At 62.0% G+C, this 25,851-nt stretch carries 26 protein-coding genes; 9 read left to right on the top strand and 17 right to left on the bottom strand.

Features of this window, described 5'->3' with window-relative positions:
- Positions 1-237: 237 nt before the first annotated feature.
- From AC630_RS30880 to AC630_RS30955, 14 genes are all read right to left on the bottom strand, one after another.
- Positions 238-546 (bottom strand): TSCPD domain-containing protein, encoded by a 309-nt coding sequence (locus tag AC630_RS30880; RefSeq protein ID WP_074122250.1) that lies wholly within the window; start codon positions 544-546, stop codon positions 238-240.
- Positions 543-2,144 carry an AAA family ATPase gene (locus tag AC630_RS30885; RefSeq protein ID WP_074122251.1) on the bottom strand — a complete coding sequence of 534 codons (1,602 nt, stop codon included), beginning with the start codon at positions 2,142-2,144 and terminating at the stop codon, positions 543-545. Before AC630_RS30885 ends, AC630_RS30880 begins: the two co-directional genes overlap by 4 nt.
- Entirely contained in the window at positions 2,144-2,416 is a 273-nt protein-coding gene (locus AC630_RS30890) for a winged helix domain-containing protein (RefSeq protein ID WP_074122252.1), read from the bottom strand. Before AC630_RS30890 ends, AC630_RS30885 begins: the two co-directional genes overlap by 1 nt.
- 272 nt (positions 2,417-2,688) lie before the next feature.
- The gene (locus tag AC630_RS30900; protein ID WP_074122254.1) at positions 2,689-2,943 is read right to left on the bottom strand and encodes a hypothetical protein; all 255 of its coding nucleotides are present in this window, start codon (positions 2,941-2,943) and stop codon (positions 2,689-2,691) included.
- A 123-nt stretch (positions 2,944-3,066) separates the two neighbouring features.
- Entirely contained in the window at positions 3,067-3,873 is an 807-nt protein-coding gene (locus AC630_RS30905; RefSeq protein WP_074122255.1) for a hypothetical protein, read from the bottom strand.
- A gap of 72 nt (positions 3,874-3,945) precedes the next feature.
- A complete protein-coding gene (locus tag AC630_RS30910) occupies positions 3,946-5,259 on the bottom strand; it encodes a site-specific integrase (RefSeq protein ID WP_074122276.1) in 1,314 nt (437 codons plus the stop codon).
- A 329-nt stretch (positions 5,260-5,588) separates the two neighbouring features.
- Positions 5,589-6,326, bottom strand: coding sequence for a FadR/GntR family transcriptional regulator (locus AC630_RS30920; RefSeq protein WP_074122256.1), 738 nt, complete (start codon positions 6,324-6,326; stop codon positions 5,589-5,591).
- A 153-nt stretch (positions 6,327-6,479) separates the two neighbouring features.
- Positions 6,480-7,016, bottom strand: a complete 537-nt coding sequence (locus AC630_RS30925) for a flavin reductase family protein (protein ID WP_074122257.1) — start codon at positions 7,014-7,016, stop codon at positions 6,480-6,482.
- Positions 7,017-7,063: 47 nt separating this feature from the next.
- Positions 7,064-8,140, bottom strand: coding sequence for an ABC transporter ATP-binding protein (locus tag AC630_RS30930; protein ID WP_074122258.1), 1,077 nt, complete (start codon positions 8,138-8,140; stop codon positions 7,064-7,066).
- A complete protein-coding gene (locus AC630_RS30935) occupies positions 8,127-9,251 on the bottom strand; it encodes an ABC transporter ATP-binding protein (protein ID WP_074122259.1) in 1,125 nt (374 codons plus the stop codon). The genes AC630_RS30930 and AC630_RS30935 overlap by 14 nt, the downstream gene beginning before the upstream one ends.
- A 36-nt stretch (positions 9,252-9,287) precedes the next feature.
- The gene (locus AC630_RS30940; RefSeq protein WP_074122260.1) at positions 9,288-10,244 is read right to left on the bottom strand and encodes a carbohydrate ABC transporter permease; all 957 of its coding nucleotides are present in this window, start codon (positions 10,242-10,244) and stop codon (positions 9,288-9,290) included.
- Entirely contained in the window at positions 10,241-11,098 is an 858-nt protein-coding gene (locus AC630_RS30945; protein WP_074122261.1) for a carbohydrate ABC transporter permease, read from the bottom strand. The genes AC630_RS30940 and AC630_RS30945 overlap by 4 nt, the downstream gene beginning before the upstream one ends.
- 107 nt (positions 11,099-11,205) lie before the next feature.
- Positions 11,206-12,813 carry an extracellular solute-binding protein gene (locus tag AC630_RS30950; protein WP_208867068.1) on the bottom strand — a complete coding sequence of 536 codons (1,608 nt, stop codon included), beginning with the start codon at positions 12,811-12,813 and terminating at the stop codon, positions 11,206-11,208.
- Between the two features lie 102 nt (positions 12,814-12,915).
- On the bottom strand, positions 12,916-13,986 hold the full coding sequence (locus AC630_RS30955) for an LLM class flavin-dependent oxidoreductase (protein ID WP_074122263.1): 1,071 nt from the start codon (positions 13,984-13,986) through the stop codon (positions 12,916-12,918).
- 293 nt (positions 13,987-14,279) lie between these two features.
- Here AC630_RS30955 and AC630_RS30960 point away from each other — a divergent pair, with 293 nt between their 5' ends.
- Positions 14,280-14,654 carry a hypothetical protein gene (locus tag AC630_RS30960; RefSeq protein WP_074122264.1) on the top strand — a complete coding sequence of 125 codons (375 nt, stop codon included), beginning with the start codon at positions 14,280-14,282 and terminating at the stop codon, positions 14,652-14,654.
- 78 nt (positions 14,655-14,732) lie between these two features.
- Here the strand turns inward: AC630_RS30960 and AC630_RS30965 are convergent, their stop codons facing one another.
- Positions 14,733-15,782, bottom strand: a complete 1,050-nt coding sequence (locus AC630_RS30965) for a polysaccharide deacetylase family protein (RefSeq protein WP_074122265.1) — start codon at positions 15,780-15,782, stop codon at positions 14,733-14,735.
- Between the two features lie 252 nt (positions 15,783-16,034).
- Here AC630_RS30965 and AC630_RS30970 point away from each other — a divergent pair, with 252 nt between their 5' ends.
- Positions 16,035-16,358, top strand: coding sequence for a hypothetical protein (locus AC630_RS30970; RefSeq protein WP_074122266.1), 324 nt, complete (start codon positions 16,035-16,037; stop codon positions 16,356-16,358).
- 201 nt (positions 16,359-16,559) lie between these two features.
- Positions 16,560-16,775 (top strand): hypothetical protein, encoded by a 216-nt coding sequence (locus AC630_RS30975; protein WP_074122267.1) that lies wholly within the window; start codon positions 16,560-16,562, stop codon positions 16,773-16,775.
- A 143-nt stretch (positions 16,776-16,918) separates the two neighbouring features.
- On the opposite strand, the gene AC630_RS30980 is transcribed toward AC630_RS30975, so the two are convergent.
- Positions 16,919-18,607, bottom strand: a complete 1,689-nt coding sequence (locus tag AC630_RS30980; RefSeq protein ID WP_074122268.1) for an MFS transporter — start codon at positions 18,605-18,607, stop codon at positions 16,919-16,921.
- A gap of 134 nt (positions 18,608-18,741) precedes the next feature.
- On the opposite strand from AC630_RS30980, the gene AC630_RS30985 reads away from it, so the two are divergent.
- The 3 genes from AC630_RS30985 to AC630_RS30995 are packed head-to-tail and all read left to right on the top strand — an operon-like array spanning position 18,742 to position 22,977.
- On the top strand, positions 18,742-20,115 hold the full coding sequence (locus AC630_RS30985) for a hydrolase (RefSeq protein WP_074122269.1): 1,374 nt from the start codon (positions 18,742-18,744) through the stop codon (positions 20,113-20,115).
- Positions 20,116-20,149: 34 nt separating this feature from the next.
- Positions 20,150-21,517: a cytochrome P450 gene (locus tag AC630_RS30990; protein WP_074122270.1), complete on the top strand. Its 1,368-nt coding sequence runs from the start codon at positions 20,150-20,152 to the stop codon at positions 21,515-21,517.
- Positions 21,518-21,567: 50 nt separating this feature from the next.
- Positions 21,568-22,977, top strand: a complete 1,410-nt coding sequence (locus AC630_RS30995) for an adenylate/guanylate cyclase domain-containing protein (protein ID WP_074122271.1) — start codon at positions 21,568-21,570, stop codon at positions 22,975-22,977.
- A 7-nt stretch (positions 22,978-22,984) separates the two neighbouring features.
- Here AC630_RS30995 and AC630_RS45750 read toward each other — a convergent pair whose 3' ends face one another.
- Entirely contained in the window at positions 22,985-23,146 is a 162-nt protein-coding gene (locus AC630_RS45750) for a hypothetical protein (protein WP_167561312.1), read from the bottom strand.
- A gap of 53 nt (positions 23,147-23,199) precedes the next feature.
- Between AC630_RS45750 and AC630_RS31000 the strand changes: the two genes are divergently transcribed.
- From AC630_RS31000 to AC630_RS31010, 3 genes are all read left to right on the top strand, one after another.
- Positions 23,200-23,688, top strand: coding sequence for a tellurite resistance TerB family protein (locus AC630_RS31000; RefSeq protein WP_074122272.1), 489 nt, complete (start codon positions 23,200-23,202; stop codon positions 23,686-23,688).
- A 229-nt stretch (positions 23,689-23,917) separates the two neighbouring features.
- Entirely contained in the window at positions 23,918-24,697 is a 780-nt protein-coding gene (locus AC630_RS31005) for an SDR family NAD(P)-dependent oxidoreductase (protein ID WP_074122273.1), read from the top strand.
- A 127-nt stretch (positions 24,698-24,824) separates the two neighbouring features.
- On the top strand, positions 24,825-25,616 hold the full coding sequence (locus AC630_RS31010) for a glutamine amidotransferase (RefSeq protein WP_074122274.1): 792 nt from the start codon (positions 24,825-24,827) through the stop codon (positions 25,614-25,616).
- Positions 25,617-25,851 lie beyond the last annotated feature (235 nt).

Below are 25,851 nucleotides of genomic sequence, written 5' to 3' on the forward strand. Positions count from 1 at the left end.
GAGCTTGAGTGGTCCCCAGAATGATACGCCGCGAGAGCCGCCATATCGCCATCCAGGAACATCGCCAGAGCAACTTGGCTGACGACCCATACGCCACCACCAACACGACGCCCAAGACCATGCTGGGGGCACCAATTTCGGATGGTCGTCTCGGATTTTCCCGCTCTCTTAGCCGCCGCTCCGAGGCTGATGCCTTCCCGAGGGTCGTACGGAGTAAGCACGTTTAAATGAGAGGCCTCAGGCGGTTTCATTTTCGACCCTCCTGAGCAACGTTGCCAAGGGGCCCGCCGAACCGCCCGACCTTGCCAAGGCATGCTGGATCGTCTCGAGCGGACAACCGTGCTGGAGGGCCAAGGACGCGACGATTGCCGCGTCCTGAGCGTTGGTCTCGGCAGCTGTGCCGACTTTCGTACCGTTGATAAACACCTCTGCGATCCGGCCATCCTCGAACCGGCCGATGCCACCGGTATAGGACTGGCCGTCGCATTCGAACCGGAAGAGCCAATGGGCTCTCCGATCCTTCAGGCGAGATCTGAGGCCCGTCATTGCAGGCCTCCCACCTCTCCATGGGCGCCCAAATCATCCATAGGCGCCCCTGTTTGGGAGGGGGCGCCCATGGGGTTTTTGGGCGCCCATGATGCTTCCGGCAACTCCAGCACGTACCGGGAACCGGGACCGAAACCATCCCTCGTGGACTTGATGCCCAGCTCGGTCCGGGCGTCGCGGAAAGCCTTGCTCTTGCTCAGTCGCTTGTCGTCCTCAAGCAATGCCGCCGCCCGCGCCTGACGCTCAACCTCCAGAACGTCCACCGGACCGGCCGAGAGGATGTCCCTCAGGAACTGCATGACGTCCTCCTTGCCGCCGCTGGACTGTCCTTTCTTGGCTCCGCGGTTCTCCGACGCAGAGAGCGCTTCGTCGATCGACTCGCTGACGTGGTCGCCCTCGAACATGACATTCGACGACATGACGTCATCGCCAACCAAGCGCTGCTCGAGTCGGAAGGCCAGCCCCTTGCACTTCTTTCCGAGGTTGTTCTTAGCCTGGAGCAAGAACCGTCGCTCGTCGTCCTCCGGATCCTCGATCACAGCGAACGCGGCTCGAGCTGCGGCCACGAATGCGATCGAGCCGGCGAACCGGTTCAACGCACTCTGGTTGCCACCGCCCCCACCCTTGTTGAGGTGGGTCACAGCGACGACGGCGATGCGCAGACGGTTGGCCATGTCGGCCAGCGGCTCCAGAACTTCGCGGGTCTCCACGTTCCCGTTGCCGTCGCTGCCCCCCATGTACGCCGAGATCGGGTCAACGATGATGAGCCTGACCGTGCCTATTTTCCTCGCCATCTCTTCCAGCAGGTCAACGTCCGTCTTCAAGCTGAACGTCTTCCGACCGGTCCCATCCGGCTTCGTCGCAGCCGAGACGATGTGAACGCGCTCGCGGTCGGCTCCCGCCGCCATGAGGCGCGGGATGATCGTGTCCTGCACGCCATCCTCTGCCGACATGAAGATCACGTCGCCCGGGAGCGTCGAGCCCTCACCACACGGCCAGTGCCCCCCGTTCGAGACGATGGCCGACATGAAGGCGGTCAACTGGCTCTTGCCGAGACCTGGTGGGCCACCCAACAGGACGAGCTTGCCCTCCGGGATGCGGCCGGGCCAGACCCAGACCAATTTCTCTGGCTCGAGGTCGCTGGCGCGATGCGCGATGAGCCGCCGCTTCGCCTGCTTCGGGCCGGATGATGCTTGATCAGGCTTTTGCGGCGTGGAAGCCCTATCCGCATATCGGGCGATCAGTTCTTCGACCTCGAGTCGATCACGACCGAAGTGCCCGTGAGCGACGGCGATTTCAGACAAGCGATCGACCATGACATTTTTGGGCAGCCATTGGTTCACAACGGCATCCGCCAGCGTTGTCGCCGCTTCCGTGAAGACGGCGAACTTGGCGTCCTGAGACGCCAGCGCCACGCCGCGCTTAACATCGCGCAATATTTTTGCAGCCGTGGGTCCGTATTGCCGCTCGTCCGGGGACTCCGCGCGGGAGTCTTCGGCATCGGAAGGGCCCGCAGCCTGTCCGTTCGCCATCAGAGCTTCGGCACGTCGCTTCAGCTCGGCTGCCGTCAGCGGCGCGCGTGATTGATGAAAGTTCATTACGCGGCCTCCGCGACAACGGTGACGGGGGTTTCGAGCCGATAGCGACCATGCGTTCCCGGAAACGATCCGCGGTGCGGTTCATACTCGGTGGTGATGGTCAGCCCAGCACGGCGGAGCTTGAAGATGTAGTGCGACCAGCGCGGCGCCGGATGGTCGATCGTGGTCACCCCTCGGGGTCCAGCCTCGATCAGGCGCTGCAACGTCCAGGCCTCACGGCCCATGAACGTCAGGCATGATCCGCTCGGCATTCGGATGGTGATGCTGCTCATTGCTCCACCCCCGATCCGATGCCGGCGAGATTCGCGATCAGATCAGCGACTGCCGGGTGGACGCGGTACCTCCGCGCGACAAAGCTGCCGGCTCGCGTTGTCGGTCGTGCAACGACGATGCGCCAGTTGAACAAGGGCAGGTCGGAAACCGATTGTGTTTTGAGGCTTCGTTTGGTACAGATTTTCAAGTTCAAGACTCCTAGAGAGCCCGGTGCGCACGACCAGATCCGCCAAGATGAGGATCGTGCAGCCGGGTTTTCATTGTTGGGGGGTTAGGCGACGCGGCGTATTTCAGAGGTCGATCGGACCAACGGCCCAATCTTCTTCTGCGCCCAGGCATCGAGACCGGAGACCGGGTACAGTGGAAAGCGGCCAGCCAATCGGAACGGCGGCCCCTCCGAACTCACGCAAGCAAGCTTTGCCAGCGTCTTGGGAGAGCACGGGACGTTGTAGGTCTCGACAACATATTTGGCTGCTTGCGCGCGCCGCAGCATGCGTTCGGGGCTGATTTCTGCGTTTTCTTTCATCGGGTTTCTCATCACAGAGGGGAAATCCTCTTCGTCGACGCGAAACCTGTCGCATAGTCGCGAGCCTGAAATCCGCTCAGAACCCGCCCATAACTGATCATAACCTCCAAGCAGAGGTTATGATCAAAGGTCCTTCAGCCAAGTCGTGATGTACCGACGAACTGTTGGCTCGGCCAATTCGACACCCTTCTTGGCCCACTCGTTCATGACGGCCTCAGCGAGCTGGCTTTTGCTCGGCAGGCGCTTATTCCCACGACCTGGTCGGCCGTGTTGCTTCACCAAGCCGAGGGCGTATTCCTTAACTGCATCCCAATCATACTCGAGTGGGCGGCCACCTTTGTCGCGCTCCTGAACTTCAACGTTGGCCATTGGCCCGGAGCCAGAATAATACCAGTCAGAGAACGAGTCGGTGTCGATCAAGACGGTGGCCCAAAGACCGTCCGGTTCCTGTAGAAAATTAATATCGTCGGGCAAGGCTGGGATGTACGGGCCAAATGGAATGCGGCGCGTCTTTCCCGTTGCAACAAAGACTAGACCATCGTCGAACCAACTCATGGCGTTCTCTTGCGCCCAAGCCTCGGCAGGTTGGTCGTGTCGCCTTCCGGTCTCGGCGAATTGTAGAACGGACCGCAGTTCACCCGCATTCAATGCCGTTCGAATCAACTTTTGGCTTTCTTGATAAGCCCTAAAGCGCTCTTCAATCGAATTGTCGGGCAATTCGCCGGTTTTGCGATCCCGAAGACTTAGCTCGATGTCCTTTAAGGTCCGCCGGAGATCCTTGTAGTGCGCGGTCTCCCCCAACCTCTCATAAGCGTTGATCTCTGACAGGGTCATCTTGGTGTGATCCCAGAGACCCTGGTTCAGCTCCCGCGCTATCAGCAACACCGCCTTTTCGAGCGCGTAGAATCCCTTCGGGACAAAGTCCGCCATCTGCACTTCCGCTTGTGCTCCGCATTTGGACGACGCGGCAGGCTGGTGCGGACCAGCTTTTCGGGAGCTACCCTAGCCGCGCCGGTTCTTTAATCGCTTTGCCTTTGGCAGCTTCGTGACGTTATCGCGCGGCTTAACGTCGCCCATTGCCGCCGCAAGCCTGCTGCCGATGTGCTCAGCCGCTTTCTTGACCGGATCGTTATCCAGGTGCGCGTAGCGCTGGGTTGTTGCCACCTGCGTATGACCGAGCAACTTCCCGATAATTGGAAGACCCAGGCCGACGCCAACTCCGACGGACGCATGCGTGTGGCGTAGATCGTGGATCCTCACGCCTTCGAGACCGGCTCGCTTCGAAATGGCCTTCCATGGCTTTTTTAAATCGGATCGCGGTTTCTCCTCGTCAGTACCGGCGGAAGTACCTGCGATGACGTAGACGCCAACCCGTGTAAGCGAATTGAGAATGGCTAAGGCAGGCGCGTTCAGGACAATTGTCTTTTTGCCAGTTTTGCTGGTCGGCAGGAGCAGCAGGCCTCGCTCGAAATCAACCTCTTCCCATTTCAAATGCAGGATCTCGCGCAGCCTGGCGCCTGTGAATATCAACAGGCGGATTGCCGCTGCGGCATGAGGGCCGATCACGGTCCGGCGGCTCTCCTCTTTTGGAGCATGCTTGGCGGCCGGCTTGGTTTCGTCCACGCTGTATGGAAGGCCGATCGTTTCTGCTTCCCGGATTGCTTCGCCAATGGCGGCCAGCTCTTGGGACGTCAAGTAGCGCTCGCGCCCTTCTTCGGGGAAGATTTCGATGCCGCGGCAGGGATTGAAGCCGAGCGGGACAATGTGGGCCTTTGCCGCGTAGGTATAGAGGCTGCTGAGAACCCGCAGCATCCGGTTGGCCTGGTAGGGACTGTGGCCGAGCTTCGAGTGCAGCCGCTGCACCTCCGCAGTGGTCACCTTCTCGGCTTTCCGTTTGCCGAGCTCGGGGATCACTAGCCGTTCAAGGAGATCCCGGTACGATGACGCCGAAGAGGTGGCTCGCTTTGCCTCAACGTGTTCCTTCAGAAATTGCTCTGCCGTTTCGGCGAGCGTGGAAGCGCGCTTTTCAGCCGCCCGCTGGGCTGCCGGGTCAGCACCATTGGCAACCGCGCCGAGTGTCTTCCTGGCAAGGGTCCGGGCCTCCTCAGGGGTAATCTTTCCGACCTGGGCCAATGTGAGGCGCCGCGTAGGGGCACCACGACCGGCGCCGGCACGGTATTTGACGACGTAGGACTTCGCGCCGGTCTTCTGGACGCGAACGCCGAATCCGGCCAGAGAGCTGTCCCAGACAAAATACTCAGCATCTTGAGGCTCGAGCCCCTTGATCAGTCGCTGCGTGATTTGACCTGTCGCCACGGTATGCCTTCTAGGAACCACGTAACCACCGAGGAACCACGAATCGGCAAATCAGGGTAACGCTGGGCAACCACCGTAGACGAACAAGACATTGTCACAAGTGCAGTTTTTGCCGATAGGAAATTTCGAGAAATCTCAATAAGTTAGAGACCGCATAATTCGTAATGACGGGGTCGGGGGTTCGAATCCCTCTTGCGCACCATTTTGCTACCACTCGGAACCCGTGACTTTGCCGATCTGAGATCCTTTAGATCTGAGATCCTTTAAGAGAGAAGCCGCGAGAGCTTCTTCAGCGATGGAGAGGCAGTGCAGCTGCATCGCCGTCATGTCTAGCGGCCGAGGGACGACAGTCTTACTGGTCCGTTGATATCGAGGCCAGCTACGACGTAGCCGCGCCGGAAGTCCTCGATATGCTTCCTCATCCAGGTCTCTGAGGCCTGCAGGTTGCCGCTAGCGATCGCTTCGAAGATTTTCCGATGTGCCTCCAGGAGCCGGTAGCGCGCCCTGGGCGAGCTTCTGTAGAGACGCTTCGTTGAAGAAAACAAAAGTAGCCCCAGCGGTTCTTGCGCGAGCGTGAGTGCTCTGTTCCGCGCAGCTTTTGACACCAAACCGTGAAACTCGACATCCAGCCGGATGATGGTGGCGTCGTCGTGTAAGCGCTCCTCGGTCGCTTTGACGTTTTCGCCAATGAGCGTCAGCAGATCCTTAGGTGCGCGCTGAGCCGCATAGCGTGCGGACAATGGTTCGAGGGCCATGAGCATTTCCCACAGCTCAGTGAAAGTGATGCTGTAGAGAGTCATCGCGCGGCTGGTGTATTGCGCGATCTCATGGCTGTCCGGCACGCTGACGATCAGCTTTTTTGCCCCGGCTCGCTTGACAAAGCCGGCGTTCTCTAGCGCCCGCAAACCCTCGCGCAGGGTCGATCGATTGACGCCCAATTGTTCCGCGAGATCCAGCTCCGTCGGCAGTGGATCGCCTAGCTTCATCCTGCCGCTAAGTATCTGCTGCTCAATTGCAAGAGTCACTCGCCTGTAGTTCGGCATCGACTCGATGGCATCAAAAATCATCTTTCGCGTCCATTTCAGCGCCCAGTTCCGCGAGATATGCAGACGCTCTGCCGCGTTATAACACGATCCGCACGCGGTTCTATCGAGGGAAACGCTGTTTTGAGCCAAGGGGCATTGGCGAAACGCTTAGGGCTCCGAACTCGCCCGCCTGCGTCAGATCATTGCATGATACGCCTGTGGCGCGGTTGGCAGCGGAATCTCGTATTGGCCGTCGCCGTAGAGGAGCGGCGAGCCATCCGAAATGTCGATCCCGACAACCTGCCCAAAGAAGATATCGTGCGTTCCCACCGTAACCGTCCTCACGACCTCGCAGGCGAAACTCGCAAGTGCGTCCTTCAGGACCGGAACTCCGAGAGCGCCATCGATCCAGAGCCCTTGCGTGAAACGCGCCTCGCCGGATGCGCCGGAAGAGAAGCGGTCGGCGAGAGGGCGATGTCGAGGCCGCAAGATGTTCACACCGAATCGTTGGCGGTCGACGATCTGGTCGTGAATGCTGGCGTCCTTGTTGACGCTCACCAGCAGGATCGGCGGGTCGGCACTGACCGAACAGACTGCTGTCCCCGTCATCCCGTTGCGCCCAGCCGGACCATTGACGGTGATGAGTGAGACGGACGCCGACAGGCGCCGCATTCCCTTCTTGAATTGGCTCGCGGGTACCGCGGATCGCGCCGTCTCCGTCCCTACGTCCATGGCCACCTCCCACTTGTCATCGCCGGATCTTGCCGACCGAAGGAAAATCAAGAGCGCTTGCGGCGCAGCAGACTCGCGCCGCTGCGAGGATCGAACAGATGGCAATGTTCCGCGTTCACGCTCAGCATAACTCTTTGCCCCTTCTTGAAGCGGGGCTGCCCCTGCATCTGTGATTTCAAGATCTTCTCGCCGACAATGACGTCGACGATGGAATAGGCTCCGAGCGGCTCCACCTCGAAGATGCTGCATTCAGCGCCTTTGTCGCTGTCCGGCGTGCAAAGCGCGACATCCTCAGGGCGAACGCCGAGCGTGACATCACCGTCGATGAGATTCGCGTGGGACGCGACCTCCAGGCTAAAATCGGTTGCTTGGAATGTCCCTGAGCGAATTGTGCCGTCGATGAAATTCATCGGCGGAGATCCCACCACCTGCGCCACGAATTTCGAGATCGGCTCATTGTAAATCTCGTAGGGCGAACCGACTTGCACGATCTTGCCGTCCTGCATGATCGCCATCCGGTCGGCAATCGACATGGCTTCCTCTTGATCGTGCGTGACATAGATCAGGGTGTGCCCGACTTCCCGCTGCAACCGCTTTAGTTCGACGCGCATCTCCTCGCGCAGACGCGCGTCGAGTGCGGCGATGGGTTCATCCATCAAATAGGCCCTCGGCTTTCGCATCAGAGCCCGCCCGATGGCCACGCGCTGGCGCTCTCCCCCGGAGAGTTTGGCGGGAAGTTTCTCCAGAAGGGGGGTGATGCGCAGCTTTTCTGAGACGCTTTGGATCGTCGCGTCAATCGTCTCCTGACTTACATTTCTCTCGCGCAGAGGGAAGGCCAGGTTTTCACGGGCGGTCAGGTGCGGAAACAGTGCCAGGTTCTGGAAGACCATGGCGAGATCGCGTTCGCCCGGCGCCAGGTACGTGACATTCTTGCCGTCTATCAGGATTTGTCCGCTCTCGGGGCTCGCGAGGCCGAGGAGCAGGCGCAAAATGGTGCTCTTGCCGCAGCTCGGCGGGCCGAAGATGCAATAGAATTCGTTATCCTCGACGCGAAGGTCGACGTTATCGACCGCGACCACGTCGCCGAATGATTTCGTCACATTGCGCAGCTCAAGCGTCGACATGCGCCACCTCCGCCCTGATCGCCTTGCCGCTCGCCGGGTCGAAGAGATGACATTTGTCCTCGGGCATCAGCAGCTTGTGCGCCTCTCCCAGCTCCGTCACGAAGCGCTTCTGGGTGATGACCTTCAGTGCCGGTACGCTCCCGCCGAAATGAATTGTCGTGCGAGGACCGATCGGCTCGACAAAGCTTGCTTGCATGACGAGGCCGGGGCGCGGGTCATCGGGTGCGCTCAGCGCGATATCCTCTGGCCGTACGCCGAACAGAATGTTCCGCGTCCTGCAGGCCTGGAGGTGCGAGCAAAGAATGCTGGTGGGAGCGACCGGAATCGCGCCTGCAGCGCCAAAGTGAAGGGAGAGCAGGCTCCCCTCTCCGTTAACCGTCGCCTCAATCAGATTCATGCTGGGGCTGCCCATGAAATTGGCGACGAACTTATTGGCCGGCGTGTTGTAAACCTGCTCCGGCGTCCCGAATTGCTGCAGCACGCCTTTGTCGATCACCGCGATCCGATCGGCCAGGCTCATGGCTTCGATCTGATCGTGCGTCACATAGACCATGGTCTGGTTGAGGGTGTGCTGTAGGTGCTTCAGTTCCGTCCGCATGAAGGCGCGAAACGCTGCGTCGACATTCGAGAGCGGTTCGTCGAGCAGAAAGATTGCGGGCTTCGCGATGGCGGAGCGGCCAATCGCGAGCTTCTGCATTTCGTTGACGCTGAGGCGAGACGAGGGCCAATCGAGCTTGTTCGTCAGCCGCATCAGTTCGGCGATGTCGGCGACTCTCTTGTCGATGTCCCGCTGCGGCGTGGCCCTCACTCTCAGCGCGAAGGCGAGGTTTTCCCGAACGCTCAAATGGGTGAAGATGGCGTAGTTCTGAAAGACGAACCCGATACCGCGCTTGTTGGCCGGCAGGTTCGATATATCGCGGCCGTCGAACCTGATTTCACCGCTCGTGGGAGATTCGATCCCGGCGATCATGTTCATCGTCGTGCTTTTGCCGCATCCCGAAGGGCCGAGCAGTGCGACGAATTCGCTGTCCTTGATCTCCAGTGACAGGTTGTCGACGGCGACGACCGTGCCGAACGTCTTCTTGATATCTATGAGCTCGATCGACGCCATGTTTCCAGCGATCTTCCTGTTTTTGCGGCTTGGCGTTCAGACACCAGCGGGCCTTTGGCGGCCCCGGCGTTTGGCGAGTTCCAGAAGACAGAGCGCGACGAGCGACATAGCCAATACGATGGTAAGGCCCAGCGCAGAAACATAGGCCCATTCGAGGTCGCCATAGGTTCGCTTGTAGATGTAGAGCGACAGTGTTTCGGTCGCGACACCAGGTCCGCCGCGGGTCATGATATACATGATGTCGAACAGCTTCAGGCCTTCGATGAGGCGTATCCCGAGGGCGATGGCAATCACCACCTTGATTCTCGGAATGGAGATTCGGCGCAGGATCTGCAGTTCGTTGGCACCAAGCAACCGCGCTGCCTTGACTTGATCTTCCGGTACGGACATGAGCCCTGCGAGCAGGATCAGGAACACCATCGGGGTCCACTGCCAGACTTCGGCGGTGATCACGGCGCTGACCGCGAGCCTTTCGTTGGCAAGCCAGGTGGGGTCGAAGGTCTGGCCGCTGACGGCAGAGATTATCTGGTTGATGGGCCCTGTACTCTGAAAGAGCATCAAGAACATATATCCGGCCACCGCCGGGACCACCATCATCGGCATCAGGATGAGGGTATAGTAGATCGGCCGGAAGCGAAAACGATCGACGAAGAGCAGCGCGAGCCCGAAGCCGAGCGCAAATTCCAGAGCGACCGCGATGGCCACCATGAAAAGCGTTCGGCCGAGTGCGCTGAACAGCTTTGCATCGTGGAAGATCTCCACGTAGTTGTCGAACCAGGCGAACCACCGATAAGCCTGCGTCCAGGGCTGACCGTCGAGGGGCGTCCAAAGGGTCAGGCTCACGTAAACAGTCACGATCGTCGGGAAGACGACGATGAACAGCAGAAGCGCTTGCGCCGGACCTGTCAGAAGCCAGCCAATCCGGCGGCTTTTCCGCTCACCCAGCGACTCGGATAATTTGCCGGGCGTCTTCGCCGCATGGCCTGAACTCATTGCTTCAATGCCCCGAACGTCAAGCCGCGCACCAGATGCTTCTGGATGAGAACGCCGAGGATCAGCGGCGGCACGATCGCGATCAGGCCGAGCGCCGCCTTGGCGCCATAGAGCTGACCGGTCTGCGCGCTGTTCAGGTCGTTCATGAAGACCGGAATTGTGATCCATTTGCTCCGTGTCAGCATCAACGCCAGGATGTAGTCCGACCAATTCAGGATGAAGACGAAGAGGGCGGTCGTCGCGAGCGCGGGTTTCACCAGAGGCAGCGTGATGCGATAGAAGATACGGGATGGGCTCGCGCCCTCGATCAGGGCGGCCTCCTCAAGCTCGATCGGCACTTCCTCGAGGAACGTCAGCATCAGCCAGAATGCGAATGGCAGCGTGACGATTCCGTATATGAGCGAGAGGCCCCACCAGGTGTCGATCAATGCAAGATATGCCCACATGATCATGATCGGGATGATCACCGCGAGCGGCGGAAACATCCTGAGCTGAACGAGCGCAAGCGGCAAGCTCTTGCCGTAACCGTGCCGCGAGTAGCCATAAGCGGCGAGCGAGCCCACGACAGTCGCGATCATCGTGGCGATGGTGGAGACGAGCAGGCTGGCGAAAATTGGCCGGAGCGCCGTCTTCTCCATGACGGTGGAAGAGGGGTAAGCATCGCTCGTGCCGAAGAATATGTATTCGAAGTTCGCAAGCGTCGGGGCTTTCGGGAGCCACGTGATATTGCCCGCCGCGGCGGTCCATTCCAGCGGCGGTTTGAACGCCATGCTGGCCATCCAGGCGATTGGAAACAACGCGACGAAAACGGCGAGCCAGATCGCGCCGTGCCGCAACAAGGTACTCAGCTTCATCGTTCGCCTCCCCAACGACGACCTCCATGTTCGAAGCAGGTCGCCGCCCTTTCTGACTTGATCCGCCCTTTCCATTTCCGGCACGCCGGAAATGGAAAGGCGCTGTTCTAGTCTACGATCGTCGGCCACGCAGACCGTTGTGCGCGGATGGCCGCAACCGTCTCGTCGCGGCGGCGCGCGATGATCTTCTTCCAGGCCTGCTCGGTGTCCTTCATGGCTTGGGCTGCGGTGACCTTGCCCGTGAGCGCGGCTTGCAGATTTTCATCCAGCGCATTGTCCAGCGCGGCCTGCCCGGCGAAATTGATCGAGGGTACGGCGCGCGCGATAGTCTCCCGGATCGGCTCGATCATGTACTCGTGCACATTCGAGCGCACGATCGGATCAGCGAGATTTGCGAGCTGGAACGGATCGCAGCCACCGACCGGGTTGCCGCAGATGCGGTTGAAGGTTCGCGTCGAGCTGATATATTGCAGGAACAGATAGGCGGCTTCCGGGCTCTTCGACTTCGCAGCCACTGACGCCGAAACGTTGAAGTAGATGACCGAGCGTCGGACATGGCGGTCACCTATCTTGGTGCCGACCGGCTTCCAGGCGGCCAGCTTGCCATAGAGCGGCGTCGCCGGCTTGCCGTCCTTCAGCTTGTCGTTGATGCCTGCCATGTTCGTAAAGGTCATGGCCATCGACGCTTGCAGATTGGCCATCGCACCATACTGCTCTGCCCATCCCCAGGTCAGGTTGTCCTTTGACGTCCATTTGACGCTGCGAACATGCGCCTCGGCGGCCTTGATGCCTTCGGGCGTCGTCAAGGTGGGATTGGCATCTTCATCGAGCCAATAATTGTTCGGGGCCTTCATTGACGCGAAGCGCGCGTAGAAATTGGACAACCCCCAGAATGGCCCCAGAAGATTGGCGTGTCCGACACCCTGGCCGTGGAAATATTCCGAGAGATTGTCGATCTCGTCCCAGGTGGCCGGCTGGTCGGGGATGTCGTAGCCGAATTTCGACCGGAAGTTTTTCCGATGGCCTTCATCAGTCATCAGATCCTTGCGGTATTGCCAGGCAACGAAGTCGCCGTCCAACGATGCCGCATAGTTCGAGCCGTTGTATTTATACAGGAGCTCGCGAATCTGCGGCGTCGGAGTGCCCCGCTCTGGATCGCCCCAGTCCGGCTGATACTTCGCGACGAAACTGTCGAGGTTGAGAGCACCCTTGGCGCTGACGAGGTCGCCGATATTGTTCCAGGAATGTGTGTAGATGTCGTAGGATCCGTCGCCGGTCGTGACGTCCTGCAGAACCTTCTTCCAGATTTCCCCCGCTTCCGTTCCGACCACGTCGAGCTGGATGCCGGTCTCGCGCTCCCACGTCTCCTTCACCGATTCTCCGCCGCCTGGAGGCGGGTTCACCAGTTGTGGCACGCAGGAGGCGACATAGAGCAGCGTCAGCTTCTTCGGCGCCGCGCCTGCGGCCTGAAGCTTCTTGATTCCTTCAATTGCTCGCCCTTCGGATAGAGTCGCATTGTACTGATAGCGCTCTGCTCCCTCGATATTGATGGGGCCGCCCGTCATGCCTGGTGCCAGACCCGCGGCATAGGCAGGGGAGAGTCCGAGCAGGGGATTACCCGGCGCGGTTGCGCCGAGTGCCAAGGCGGCTGCGCCGGTCATCAAATGGCGGCGGTTCAGTTGAAGCTCGCTTTTCGATTTAGAAGACTCAGTCACGTTTTCCTCCCTGCTTGAACATTATTGTTTGGATTCATGGGGTCCAGGGACCCCGCTCACTGGCGTCGTCCCGACGCGGACGATGGGCTCGTCCGTACCGTATCAGATCTTGGGCAGCACCTCCGTTTTCAGTGCCTGCAAGGACTCGCGATAGGGCGTCATCTCGTCGATATGGTCGTAGCCGACGTGGAGCAGGCAGCCGAAGTCACCAACCCTTTTCTTGAGCCGCCCGATCTTATCGACAACGGTCTGCGGGCTGCCGACCGCCCAGACGTTGTCGATCAGATATTCGACGGTCACGTCCGAGTCCGGGACCGATTGGTCGTGCTTGCAGGCGCCAAGGAAATTCAGCTTGGCCAGCAACGGCAGCATGTAATTGCGCCAGCTTTCGCCCACCGACCCATTGAGCACGTTCTTGCGTGCCTGCTGGTCGGTTTCCGCGACATACATTTCGCAGCCGATGCGCCATTTCGAGCGGTCGGGCGACTTTCCGGAAGCCTCTGCTCCCTCCTCATAGGCGCGCCAGTGCGAGGCGAGATAGTCGGGGCTCCAGGCAAGGCTCATGGGGATAAAGCCGCGCAAGCCTGCGAAGCGGAGCGTCGGCGAGGAATCGCTGAGCCCGGCTATCGCGATGTCCGGATAAGGCTTGGTAAGGGGCTCCATATGGTAGCCGAGCCCCATTTCCGGCATTCCGGCCGGCCGGCCTCCCTTGTAATACTGGCCGGTGTGCTGGAACGGACCCTTGCTTGTCCAGAATTTGACCATCAGGTCGAACGCCTCGACCATCATGTCGCGATTTTCTCCCGCCGCTCCATCCACGCCGAAGAGGTCGCAATCGGTCGGTAAGCCGCCCGCGCCAATGCCGACCATGAAGCGGCCGCCGGAAATATGATCCAGCCACATCACGCGATGCGCGAGCTCGGCGGGCAGGTGATAGGGCAGCAGAAACGCGCCGGCACCCAGCCTGATCTGTTTCGTCTTGACGAAGGCTTGCGCAATCAGGAGGTCGGGCGAGGAGAGCGGCTCGCGTTTACAGGTGTAGTGCTCGCCGACCCAGGCTTCGCTGAATCCCAGCCGATCGATGAATTCCAACGTGTCGAGATTGTGCTCGTGCGCGGCTGCGTAGCTTCTATGCACCGGATGGTTGGGCATCATGAAGTAGCCGAGATTCATAAAATTCCTCCACTTTTTCAATGGCTTCGCCGGTGACCGGCGCAGCCTCGACTGTTTATTGTCGCATGATCCTATAGTCCGACAATCCAACGCACAAGTATGTGCGTACCTTAAAGGCGAATTTTGCGAAGGCGGTGGTCTCGAGCTGCCTCGACGAGCGTTTTGACCGAGGCATCCAGCCGGCGTGAGCGCGCGCGGGTTCGAGATCGCGCGGCGGCCTGAGTGACATCAGTCACATCATCCCCGAAATGGCTTCCGTAGTGTCCGGCCACGCAAGCGCGGGGAAATTTCACATGCGCAAGATTATTCTGGTCGCTGCCATGGTCCTGGCTTCTGCAACTGCCCATGCCGGCGACCGCAGCCTGTCGCTGTCCGCGGCGCCTGAGCAGTCCGCTTCGCCAGCCGCGACGACCACCGTCACGACGCAAATGAGCGAAGTCGCGCCAGCCACGCCGCCTCCGAAATATATCGATCGTCCGCCGGCGGTCTCGACCAGTGCGCCTGTTGCGGCGACCACTCCTGCCGAGATCACGGCGACTCCAGCGCCCGCACCGACGGCTAAGCCCACCGCGAAGACCACGGAAAATGCGAGCAAGCGGAAGCGCAGGCACGCCTTGACCGAACGCCGCATCATCAGCGAGCTGCACCGCCACGGCATCTACTGGTGAGCCGCCGCACGACCCAAAAGCAAATGGCCGGGCAACAGCCCGGCCATACGCGTATCGAGGGACCGACCTGGTCGGGGCTTACTGCGACACCGTCTGCACCACGCTCGAGATCGGGCGCGCGCTCGAGGTCGGCACTTTCAGGTCCTTCAGCAGCGCTTCGTCGTATTCTGGAAGCGTCTGGAACGTCGTCTTGGCCTTCATCTGCACGACCTTGTAGCCGCCGGCCTTCAGCCGCGCGAGCAACGCCGGCAGTGCTTCGCCAGTGTGCTTCTGGAAGTCGTGCATCAGGATGATGCCCTTGCCGAGCTTGTCGAGCTTGGTCATCACCGTCTCGACGATCTTCTCCGGCGTGGAGCCCTTCCTGAAGTCGAAGGAGTCGACGTCGGTCGAGAACATCGCGACGTTGCGGGTGCCGAAATAGCTCACGATCGCCGGATTGTGCTGAAGCTGCGGGAAGCGGAAGAACGGTGCCGGGTTGGTGCCGAGCGCGAACTTCACCGCGCTAAAGCCCTTCTCGACCTCGTCCTTGGCCTGCTGCTCCGTCATCTTCTTGCTGTTCAGATTGACATGCGACCAAGTGTGGGCGCCGACCGTATGGCCCTGGGCCAGCACCTGGCGCAGGATTTCCGGATGATAGGTCGCGTGCTTGCCGACCGAGAAGAACAGGCCTTTGGTGCATTCATCCGCGAGCGCCTTCAGCACCGCGGGCGTGTTGACCGGCCAGGGACCGTCGTCGAAGGTCAGCACGACCTCCTTGTCGGTGAGGAAGTCGAACTGCTTGAAATGCTCGAAGCCGAAGCCAGGACCGCCGGTGGTGTCGATCTCGACCACGCGGGCAACGCCCAGCGCATTCGGATTGGCGCAGGTCGACTTCTGCTGAACCGGCAGTGCCGGTGCGGGCGCAGGCGCCGGGGCAGGCGCCGCGGGCCTCGCCGCGAGCGCGGCGGTGGTCTCGACGTCATCCTTGGCGGCGAGCTTCGCCTGTGCCGGTAACGGATCGGCGGCACGGGCGGCCGTTGTCCTGGGAGCGGCCTGATCGGCGCGCGAGGAGTAATAAAACCAACCTCCGGCGGCGATCACGACCGCCGCAACTACACTGGCCACCATCAGGCCTAACGCATTACGCATCGCTACTCTTTCCAATTACGCAACCAAACCGGCGGAATTTCCCGCGCGCCGAGCCATTAATGCGAAGGAACAGTTAACGTGACACCAACACGGCAGCGTTTGCGTCAGATTTTCAGCGAGGTGCACCAAAGTGATCGATGTCACAGTTGGGGTGCACCTCGTGACCGTCATCACAGTAGAAAGGTCTTTGCCGGAGCATCGTAGATCCCATCAACAACGGGCCCCGCCTTGCGGTGCCAATGGGAGCTGCAAATGACCAAGTCGTTTTCTGCCAAGTCGTTTTCCGCCAAGTCCTTGACCAGCAATATCCGCGACACCAGCCTGGCTCTGGGCGTTGCCGCCATCGTCTCGATCCTCTCGACCGGCTCGAGCTTCGCCTTCTCGGCCGAAGCGCAGCAGATGTGTACGGGCGATGCCTTCCGCCTGTGCTCGTCGGAAATCCCCAACATCCCGAAGATCACCGCGTGCATGGTGAAGCATCGTTCGGATCTGAGCGCCGGCTGCCGCGCGGTAATGGACAAGGATCTCGCCAAGGGCGCGTCACGCAAGGTCGCTGACGCCCAAGACAGCCAATAGGACAGCCAGTGAGAGACAGCCAGTAAGAACGCGCGCAACAGCAGCGATCGTTGCGTCGGTTAGCTCCCTTCGCGATGTGCCCCGGCGTCAAGCCGGGGCCACGCGGCGGTGCCATGCAGTCCGTCAACAAAGCCGTTGCGGCCCCGTGGTCGTCGCACTAGCTTCGCCCGCACTTTGTTCCGGGTTAAGAGGCATTACGCGATGACCAGATTTCTTTTCATTGTCCCTTTGCTCCTGTGCGCATCGGCCGCGTCCGCGCAACAACAGCCCGGTCATGACGCCTGTGCACGCGATGTCACGCGCTTCTGCCGCGCCGTCATGAACAACGGCGATGGAGCTGTGCTCGCCTGCCTGAAGCAGAACCGCACGCGCCTGAGCAAGGCCTGCGACAAGGTGCTGACGGAGCACGGGCAGTAGCTGTCTCTGTCATTCCGGGGCGCGCGAAGCGCGAACCCGGAATCCATCCAGCGGCATACGCCTCAGATGAATGGATTCTCTGATGCGCAATTGCGCATCACAGCTCGCGCCTGACGGCGCGCCCCGGAATGACGACGTGAGATCTACGTGCTGCTCCCCGCCGCGGTGGCGACCACCGGCAGGACCTCGGCGCTTGCGCGATCCGGTGTCTCTTCCTTCCAGCGCACCGAACCGAACGGGCGTTCCAGCATGCGGCGAATGCGCACCGGCTCGGGGCCGATGTGGAAGTCGCTCGCGCTCTTGTACAGCGTGCGTTCAGACTGGGTCGCGCGGTTGCGCTGGCGCAGATAGTCGAGCCAGGTCGGGCAGTGGAAGCGCTCGGTCCACAATTCGGGGTCCGCGATGTCGCGCGCGATCGACCAGCCATAGGCGCCGTTGCGCTGCCGGGAAAGCTGCACGTCCTGCATCACATTGTGGAACGCGCGCGCATTGTCCTGCGTCACCCGGTATTCGATCTCGACCACCAGCGGTCCGCTGCGCGCCGTCAGCGACAGCTTCACTTCCGGGTCCGCCAGCACGTCGGCGTCCTCGTTGCGGGCGCCGACGCGCGGCATCGTGAGCCAGATGCCGAGCAGCGGCGAGATCAGCATCAGGCCGGCGGCAACCAGCAGCGCGACCTCGACGCCGGCATAATCGGTGAGATGGCCCCAGCCCCAGGCGCCGATCGCGATGCCGCCGGAGATCGAGGCCTGGAACGCGGCGAGCGAGCGGCCCGCGACCCAGCGCGGCGCCGAGAGTTGCACGCCGATGTTGAACAGCGCCACTGCGGCCATCCAGACCGCGCCCGCGAGTACCAGCGCAGCCGCCGTCAGAACCGGCTCGCTACTCACGGCAAGGGCGGCCATCGCGAACGCCATCGAGATGGTGCAGGCGCGGATCGCGGCCTCGCCGCTCATGCGCTTGCGCAATTCGTGGATGTTGAGCGCGCCGACCACGGCGCCCATGCCGAAGGCGCCGAGCATGATGCCGTAGGTCTGCGCGCCGCCATGCAGGAGGTCGCGCGCCACCAGCGGCATCAGCGCCATGATGGCGCCGCCAATCAGGCCCATCACCAGCGTGCGCAACAGCACGATCTTGATCGGTGGCGAATTGGTGATGTAGCGGAAGCCGGAAACCATGGCGCGATTGAGCTTCTCCCGCGGCAAGCGTGAGGGTTCAACCTCGCGCCGCCAGAGCAGCAGCACCACCAGCAGCGGCAGATAGAGAATCGCGTTGCAGGCAAATGCCGCCACCGCGCCGGCCGCGGCCACGATGACGCCGCCAACTGCGGGGCCGAAGCTGCGCGCGATGTTGTAGCTGATGCCGTTCAGCGCGACGGCCGATGGCAACGCATCCGCCGGAACCTGCTCGCTGACAGAGGACTGCCAGGCCGGTCCAAACAGAGCGTTGCCGCTGCCGACGACGAAGCAGAAGGCGAGCAGCGTTTCCGGGGTGATCAGCTTGAGCCCGGCCAGCACCGTGAGCGCAGTCGCGCCGATCAGCGCGATCGAGAGCGAGATCAGCGTCACGATTCGGCGGTCGTACATATCGGCTATGGCGCCGGCCGGCATCGAGATCAGCATGATCGGCAGCATCAGCGCGGTCTGCACCAGCGCCACCTGGTCGGCCGAGGCCGACATCTGCGTCATCGCCCAGGCGGCGCCCACGCCCTGAATCAGGAGGCCGAGATTGGAGAGCAGGCTGGCGAGCCAGATGCGCCGGAACACGGTGTACCGCAGCGGCGCGGTAATGCCGTCGCCGGCGAGTTTCTGACGGTTCGGCTGCTCGGTCATATCCCCTTCCATATGGGCTGGCAGAAGTGGTCGTGGTGATTCCGGCAGGTTCAGTGATGCCTGCGAAAGTCCTTCGCTGTCCAGTGGTTAGACCGGTATAAGCGGTGCAAAGATAGTTTTGCTGGGAGGAACATATGAGGCTGTCGCGACGGAGGATCTTGCAGGGAGCGGGCGCGCTCTCTTTCGCGGTTGCGAGCTTGCGGACGGGCGCGCTGGCCCAAACCGCTCCCGCCGCTGCGCCGAACACCGAAATGCCTCCGATCCTGTTTGTCCACGGCAATGGCGATTACGACGCGCTCTGGATGACGACGCTTTGGCGGATGGAATCCAACGGCGTCGCACGCGATCGCATGCTGGCGATCAATTTCACCGATCCGCTGGCGCGGGCCGACGACAAGGTCGAGCAGGCGGGCCGCTCCTCGACCGAGGACCAGCGCCGCGAACTTGCTGCCGCCATCGCTGAATTGAAGCGCCGCACCGGCGCACCTCGCGTCGCACTGGTCGGCAGCTCGCGGGGCGGTAATGCAATTCGCAACGTCATCAGGAATGGCGGTGCCGGCGATGTCAGCCACGCCATCCTGTGCGGCACGCCCAATCACGGCGTGTTCGCGACCGACGACCAGCCAAACAACGAGTTCAACGGCCGTGGCACCTTCTTGCGCAGCTTGAACGCGGGTGAGAGCGAGGTGACGCCGGGCGTTCCCTTTCTAGCATTGCGCAGCGACGGCATGGACAAGTACGCGCAGGCCGACGGACGTTTCATCGGCAAACCTGGTGTACCGACCGGTGTCACGGTTGAAGGTCCCGAGCTGAAGGGCGCCACCAATCTCGTGCTCGGCGCGCTCGACCATCGCGAGGTGGCGTTCCATCCCAGAGCCTTCCGCGAGATCTACAAATTCATCGCCGGCCGCGAGCCCGCGCGCGTCGCGATCGTGCCGGAGCAGAGCATCAGGCTGAGCGGCCTCGTGACGGGCACGCCGGGCGGCGCGCCAACCAATCGCCCGGTCGCGGGCGCAACCGTCGAGATCTTCCGCGTCGATCCAGAAACCGGGGAGCGCAGGGGCGGTGCGGTGCATAGGTCGAAGACTGGCGCCGACGGCCGCTGGGGTCCCGCGCAGGTCGAGCCCGCCTGGCCGCTCGAATTCGTCCTGACGTCGCCGGACGCCCCGACCACGCATTTCTATCGCTCGCCCTTCCCGCGCTCGTCCGACGTGGTGCACCTGCGCGCCGCGCGCCCGCTAGGGCCGGCGGACAAGGACGCCGGTGCTGTCGTGATCATGTCGCGCCCGCGTGGCTATTTCGGCTTGCCGCGGGACGTGGTGTTGTTCGACGGCAAGGCACCAGCCGACGTCAAGCCAGGTGTGCCCACGGATTCGGCAGCAACACTGCGCTTTCCGGCCGTAGACGTCGGGCGTAACGTCGTGGCCCAATTCAACGAAGAGCGGATTGTGGCACGCGCCTGGCCTGCCGCCGAGAACAGGATTGCGGTTGCCGAGCTGACTTACTAGCTATTTGCCTGCGTCGCATCTGCGGGAGAGAGCCATGAATATCGCCAGCGTGCGTCGGCCCATCGTCCCTCCGACCCCGCCGCGCGCTCCGGACGGCATGTCGTTCCTCGGCCGGGTCGCGGTGATCCGGCAGAATATGATCGCAACCTGGGGGCAGCGCGCCTATGAGGAAGACGTCATCAAGGGCCGCTTCTTCCTCCGCAACAGCTTCATCCTGAACCAGCCGGATGCGATCCGGCACGTCCTGCTCAGCAACTACGAGAATTACACACGCACGCCGGCCGGTTTCCGCATGCTGCGTCCGGTGGTCGGCAACGGCGTTCTGACCGCGGAAGGCCATTCGTGGACGTTTCAGCGCCGCACGCTTGCGCCGGCGTTCACGCCGAAAGCGACTGCGGACCTCGTTCCGCACATGACGGCGGTGCTCGACGAGACCATCGCGAAGCTCGATGCGCGCGCGGGCGAGCCGGTGGATTTGCGCGAGATCATGCAGCGCATGACGCTCGAGATCGCCGGGCGCACGATGTTCTCGTTCGGCATGGATCGTCACGGTACGGCCTTGCGCAATTTCGTCATGGAATATGGGGAGCGACTGGCACGGCCGTATTTCCTCGACATGTTGCTGCCGGTGTCGTGGCCGAGCCCGATGGATTTTGCCCGTGCACGTTTTCGCAAGCGCTGGACCGAATTCGTCGCGATGCTGATCGCGGAGCGGCGTGTGGCCGGGAAAAAGGACGGCGCGCCGCCACGCGATCTGTTCGATCTCATGGACGAGGCGCGCGATCCCGAAACGGGCAAAGGCTTTTCCGACGCGGAACTCGTCGACGAAGTCGCGACCATGATTCTCGCCGGTCACGAGACCACGGCAATCGCGCTGTTCTGGGCGCTCTATCTGCTCGCGCTCGATCCGGAGACGCAGGAGGAGGTCGCCTCCGAGACGCGCGGTGCGCATCTCGAGAGCAAGGCCGACATCGATCGGCAGAAATTCGCCCGCGCCGTGATCGAGGAGACCATGCGGCTCTATCCGTCGGCGTTCCTGATCGCACGGGCGGCGCGCGAGAAGGATAATGCTGCCGGCGTCGAGATCGGCAAGGGCGACATCATCATGATCGCGCCGTGGCTGCTGCACCGGCACGAGAAGCTGTGGGATCAGCCGAACGCGTTCATTCCAAAGCGCTTCATGTCGACCGAGGCGCCGGATCGTTTCGCCTACCTGCCGTTCGGTGCGGGTCCGCGCGTCTGTATCGGCGCGCCGTTTGCGCAAGCCGAATCCGTGCTGGCGCTGGCCCGGCTCATCGGTGCGTTTCGCGTCGAACTGGCCGATACGGCTCCCGTCATCCCGCACGGCGTCGTCACGACCCAGCCGGACCACTCACCCTTGTTCCGCATCACGCGTCGGTGACAGGCGCGCCTCTGGCCGATGGCGTGATCCACCCTAGATGGAGTTGCGCGATGAGCGACATCCAGGCCCAGTTTTCCGTTCTGAAGCAGACCGCCGATGCGAAGGTGGTCGATGCGATTGCGCGCCTCATCGAGGACGGCGAGGATCACGAGCTCAACCGCGTCAATGTCCTCGACTTCTCGAGGCAGCATGGTCTCGACGAAGAGCGTGCGATCTCCGCGTTCCTGCATTCGGCGCGACTCGGGCTGTTCGATCTCGGCTGGAATGTACTGTGTCCGGGGTGCGGCGGCGTTCTGGGCGCGCATTCGACGTTGAAAGCGCTCAGGCCGGACGATTATCACTGCGCGCTCTGCGCCTGCGGATATAAGGCGTCCGTCGACGATCAGGTCGAAGTCTCCTTCACGGTGAATCCGCGCATTCGACGTATCGCCGCGCACGATCCCGACGCACTTCCGGTGTGGGAGTATTTCAAGCAGGTGTTCTGGAGCTCCGGCGTCGATTTCAACAAGGAATCGTTTGCAACGCTGGCCAACGAGGTGACGCTGGATACGATGGAGCTGCCGGCCGGCGAGAAGGCGACCATGTCGCTGCAATTGCCGAACGACTTCATCATCATCTTCGAGCCGGTGACGCACGCCGCACAGTTCATCGACGTCCAGGGCGAGCCGACCAAGGAACGCCAGCAGCTCGCTATCATGTACAACAAGGTGCGGGCGCCGACGGGGACCACGACGATGCGGCCGGGTCCGCTGCGGCTCTCGCTGGAGAACCAGGCGGGCGTGCGCGTGCTGCCGTCGGTATTCATCGCGGCCGAGGCGCTTCATCATCTGATCGGCAAGCGCAAGCCGTTCCTCACCGCCAAGCGGATGCTGTCGAACCAGACCTTTCGCGACGTGTTCAAGGCGGACAATCTCAATATCGACCAGCGGCTCCAGATCACCTCGCTGACCTTCCTGTTCACCGACCTCAAGGGCTCGACCGCGCTCTATGAGCGCGTCGGCGATCTCGCCGCCTTCGATCTCGTGCGCGCGCATTTCCATGCGCTGCTCGAGATCATCTCCTCCGAGAAGGGCGCGGTGGTGAAGACCATCGGCGACGCGGTGATGGCCACCTTCGTCCGCCCCGAACACGCGATCGCCGCCGGCCTGCGCATGCGCGCGGCAATGGACGAGCTCAGCAAGCAGCGCGGCACTGCCGATCTCATCGTCAAGATCGGCATTCATGAGGGGCCGTGTCTCGCGGTGATGCTCAACGAGCGTCAGGACTATTTCGGTCAGACCGTCAACATCGCTGCCCGCGTGCAGAGCCTGTCGACCGCGCAGGAGATCCACATCACGGGGCCGGTGCTGGATGCGCCCGCGGTCGCCGAGGTGCTTCAGCGGCGCGCGATCAGGCCGATCCAGAAGCAGGCCGCGCTGCGCGGCATCGCCGACAAGATGGTGGTGTACGAGATACCGTGAGCTGCCGTCATTCCGGGATGGCCCGCAGGGCCAGACCCGGAATCTCGAGATTGTAGCGCGAGATTCCGGGTTCGCGCTTTGCGCGCCCCGGAATGACAGTCAACAGATTGCCGAAACGTAATGCCGCGCGGAACTGACGCACGTTGCGCCGGTTGAGTTTCCCACTCATATAACGGTGGTAGCGGCCGCGCCCCGTGGCTTCATCGATTTCGGTAGGACCTTATGCTCGACGGCCTGCGCCAATTCATCGCCGACATTGTCGCCCCTCATGCTCAGGACCGTGTATTCGGCGACAACGACTATCGATTGGCGGCGACCGCGCTGCTGGTCCATGTGGTCTCGCTGGACGGCCAGCCGACGGCGGCTGAGCAGCGCAAGCTGCACAATCTGATCGAAAGCCATTTCGGGCTCGATCGCGGCACCGCGGACCGGCTCATCGCCGATGCCACTCAGGTCGAGGGCGAGGCCGTCGATCTCTATCGTTTCACCAGCATCATTATGCGCGCGCTCGACGAAGAGGGCCGCAAGCGCATCGTTCAGATGATGTGGGAGCTGGTCTATGCCGACGGCCAGGTCAGCGAGTTCGAGGACAACGTCGTCTGGCGCGCCTCCGACCTGCTCGGCATTTCCCAGCGTGACCGGATCGATCTGAAGCACGCCGTCGCCGAGCGCGCCGGTGGTCAGGTGAAGGACGGCGCCGTCGGCGGCTGAGCTGCGCCAACGCCGCATTCTCGCTGGTTGTGCGGGCCACATGACGAAACTTTAATGTATCCGCCGCCGGCCCGGTTCCTGAACCCCTTGTAAATCCGGGACTTTTCCGACTCTGCCTGATGTCCGCTCAAGCGGCCATGCTGCCAGTACAGCTTGTCTGCCGCGCACGGCCTATGCTCTCGTTCCGCCATTGCGGGACCGAGAAACTTCAATTCAAGAGACTTCGATCGTGACTGAGCGGGTAACGTTGATCACCGGTGCTTCGGCGGGCATCGGCACGGAGCTGGCGCGTGTATTCGCCGCCAATGGACACCGCCTCGCGCTGACGGCGCGGCGCGCGGACCGGCTCGAGGCGCTCGCGAACGAGCTCGCCGCCAAGGGCGGCAAGAAGCCGATCGTGATCGCCTGCGATCTCCAGGAAGCGGATGCCGGGGAGAAGATCGCCGCAGCGCTCGCCGTCGAAGACGTCGAGCTCGATCATCTCGTCAACAACGCCGGCTTCGGCGTATTCGGTGATGCAATCGAGTGCGACCGCGCCGAGCAGGTCGGCATCGTCGACGTCAACGTCCGGGCTCTGACGGATCTGTCGCTGCGCTTTGCGGATCAGCTCATCAAGAACAAGGGTGGCCTTCTCAATGTCGGATCGGTCGCGGGCTTCCTGCCCGGCCCCGGCATGGCCGTCTACTACGCATCGAAGGCTTATGTCATTTCCTTCACCGAGGCCCTGCGGGCGGAGCTCGCGCCGCGCGGCGTTCGCGTCACCGTACTTTGCCCGGGGCCGGTGCCCACCGAATTCCAGGCGCGCGCCGGCGTTGGGTCCGGACACGACACGGCCATTCTCAACGTCTCCGCCGCCGATGTTGCACGGGATGCCTATCACGGCCTGATGGCCAACAAACGGGCAGTGCTGCCTGGTCTGGGCATCAAGATCGTGCCATTCGCGCTGCGTTTCTTCCCGCGCGGCTTTATCCTGGCGGCCACCAGTCGGTTCCAGAGGCACAGGCACTAGTCTAAAGAAAGCTTGAGGCGCCCGTAGTGGCCCAGAGCTTGCGTCGGGTGTGTGTGCGCGAACTCACACGAAATTAACCATTGCTTAGCTATGCTGCCGGTCTGAACCGATAGCAGTCGCAAGGGCCATGTCGTTCCGGACGGACAGGTTTGGTGGTGCAGACGTGATCCCTTTTCCAGGAAGGGCGCCACGGAGTGCCGTCTCTGAACCCCCGCCGGTCCTGATCGTCCTGCATCAGGAATCCTCGACGCCCGGACGAGTCGGAAATGCGCTGCGTGCGCTCGGCCATCGCCTCGACATCCGCCGGCCGCGGTTCGGCGATCCCCTGCCCGAGACGCTCGATCAACATGCTGGCGCCGTGGTCTTTGGCGGCCCGATGAGCGCCAACGATCCCGACGACTACATCCGTCGTGAGATTGACTGGATCGAAATTCCGCTGCGCGAACAGCGGCCGTTCCTCGGCATCTGCCTCGGCGCGCAGATGCTCGCGATGCAGCTCGGCGCCCGCGTCGCGCCGCATGCGGAAGCGCTGACCCAGATCGGTTATTACCCGATCCGCCCAACGGCGGCGGGACATGCGCTCTGTCCGGATTGGCCGGCGCAGGTCTATCACTGGCATCGCGAGGGATTTGATCTGCCCGTCGGCGCCGAGTTGCTTGCGGAGGGCGATGATTTTCCTGTGCAGGCGTTCCGCGCCGGCAATGCCTTCGGCGTGCAGTTTCACCCTGATGTGACCTACGCGATGATGCACTGCTGGACCACGCGCGGCTATGACGGCCTCAGCGCGCCCGGCGCGCGCGAGCGGCATCATCATTTCGCTGATCGCGCCGTGTACAATGCCGCAGAACGCGCCTGGCTCGACCATTTCATCGACGGCTGGCTGGCACGGCGGCCGGTGCTGGCGCAAGCCGCCGAGTGATCGCGCCTTCGCGCAAGTCCTTGCCTCATCCCTGGATATGCCAGAGCGTTTTCGAGCGAAGTGGATACCGGTTCGCGCAACGAAAACGCGTCAAAGCAATAATCTAGAGCATGTTGTCTTTTAGCGGAATCTGGATTCCCAGATGGGGCAATTTCTGATTCAAACTCCATGCTGGCGAACGGAGGCCAGCATGGATGACGCGACCGTTTTCGGAAGACATTCGCGAGCGCGCTCT

The organism is Bradyrhizobium sp. AS23.2, from assembly GCF_001908185.1.
In the GTDB taxonomy this organism is placed as follows: domain Bacteria; phylum Pseudomonadota; class Alphaproteobacteria; order Rhizobiales; family Xanthobacteraceae; genus Bradyrhizobium.

Excerpts from the sequence above, each read along its gene's own strand:
- AC630_RS30880 (WP_074122250.1), bottom strand. The coding sequence starts at position 546 with ATGACGGGCCTCAGATCTCGCCTGAAGGATCGGAGAGCCCATTGGCTC.
- AC630_RS30885 (WP_074122251.1), bottom strand. The coding sequence starts at position 2,144 with ATGAACTTTCATCAATCACGCGCGCCGCTGACGGCAGCCGAGCTGAAG.
- AC630_RS30890 (WP_074122252.1), bottom strand. The coding sequence starts at position 2,416 with ATGAGCAGCATCACCATCCGAATGCCGAGCGGATCATGCCTGACGTTC.
- AC630_RS30900 (WP_074122254.1), bottom strand. The coding sequence starts at position 2,943 with ATGAAAGAAAACGCAGAAATCAGCCCCGAACGCATGCTGCGGCGCGCG.
- AC630_RS30905 (WP_074122255.1), bottom strand. The coding sequence starts at position 3,873 with ATGGCGGACTTTGTCCCGAAGGGATTCTACGCGCTCGAAAAGGCGGTG.
- AC630_RS30920 (WP_074122256.1), bottom strand. The coding sequence starts at position 6,326 with ATGATTTTTGATGCCATCGAGTCGATGCCGAACTACAGGCGAGTGACT.
- AC630_RS30925 (WP_074122257.1), bottom strand. The coding sequence starts at position 7,016 with ATGGACGTAGGGACGGAGACGGCGCGATCCGCGGTACCCGCGAGCCAA.
- AC630_RS30930 (WP_074122258.1), bottom strand. The coding sequence starts at position 8,140 with ATGTCGACGCTTGAGCTGCGCAATGTGACGAAATCATTCGGCGACGTG.
- AC630_RS30935 (WP_074122259.1), bottom strand. The coding sequence starts at position 9,251 with ATGGCGTCGATCGAGCTCATAGATATCAAGAAGACGTTCGGCACGGTC.
- AC630_RS30940 (WP_074122260.1), bottom strand. The coding sequence starts at position 10,244 with ATGAGTTCAGGCCATGCGGCGAAGACGCCCGGCAAATTATCCGAGTCG.
- AC630_RS30945 (WP_074122261.1), bottom strand. The coding sequence starts at position 11,098 with ATGAAGCTGAGTACCTTGTTGCGGCACGGCGCGATCTGGCTCGCCGTT.
- AC630_RS30955 (WP_074122263.1), bottom strand. The coding sequence starts at position 13,986 with ATGAATCTCGGCTACTTCATGATGCCCAACCATCCGGTGCATAGAAGC.
- AC630_RS30960 (WP_074122264.1), top strand. The coding sequence starts at position 14,280 with ATGCGCAAGATTATTCTGGTCGCTGCCATGGTCCTGGCTTCTGCAACT.
- AC630_RS30965 (WP_074122265.1), bottom strand. The coding sequence starts at position 15,782 with ATGCGTAATGCGTTAGGCCTGATGGTGGCCAGTGTAGTTGCGGCGGTC.
- AC630_RS30970 (WP_074122266.1), top strand. The coding sequence starts at position 16,035 with ATGACCAAGTCGTTTTCTGCCAAGTCGTTTTCCGCCAAGTCCTTGACC.
- AC630_RS30975 (WP_074122267.1), top strand. The coding sequence starts at position 16,560 with ATGACCAGATTTCTTTTCATTGTCCCTTTGCTCCTGTGCGCATCGGCC.
- AC630_RS30980 (WP_074122268.1), bottom strand. The coding sequence starts at position 18,607 with ATGACCGAGCAGCCGAACCGTCAGAAACTCGCCGGCGACGGCATTACC.
- AC630_RS30985 (WP_074122269.1), top strand. The coding sequence starts at position 18,742 with ATGAGGCTGTCGCGACGGAGGATCTTGCAGGGAGCGGGCGCGCTCTCT.
- AC630_RS30990 (WP_074122270.1), top strand. The coding sequence starts at position 20,150 with ATGAATATCGCCAGCGTGCGTCGGCCCATCGTCCCTCCGACCCCGCCG.
- AC630_RS30995 (WP_074122271.1), top strand. The coding sequence starts at position 21,568 with ATGAGCGACATCCAGGCCCAGTTTTCCGTTCTGAAGCAGACCGCCGAT.
- AC630_RS45750 (WP_167561312.1), bottom strand. The coding sequence starts at position 23,146 with ATGAGTGGGAAACTCAACCGGCGCAACGTGCGTCAGTTCCGCGCGGCA.
- AC630_RS31000 (WP_074122272.1), top strand. The coding sequence starts at position 23,200 with ATGCTCGACGGCCTGCGCCAATTCATCGCCGACATTGTCGCCCCTCAT.
- AC630_RS31010 (WP_074122274.1), top strand. The coding sequence starts at position 24,825 with ATGTCGTTCCGGACGGACAGGTTTGGTGGTGCAGACGTGATCCCTTTT.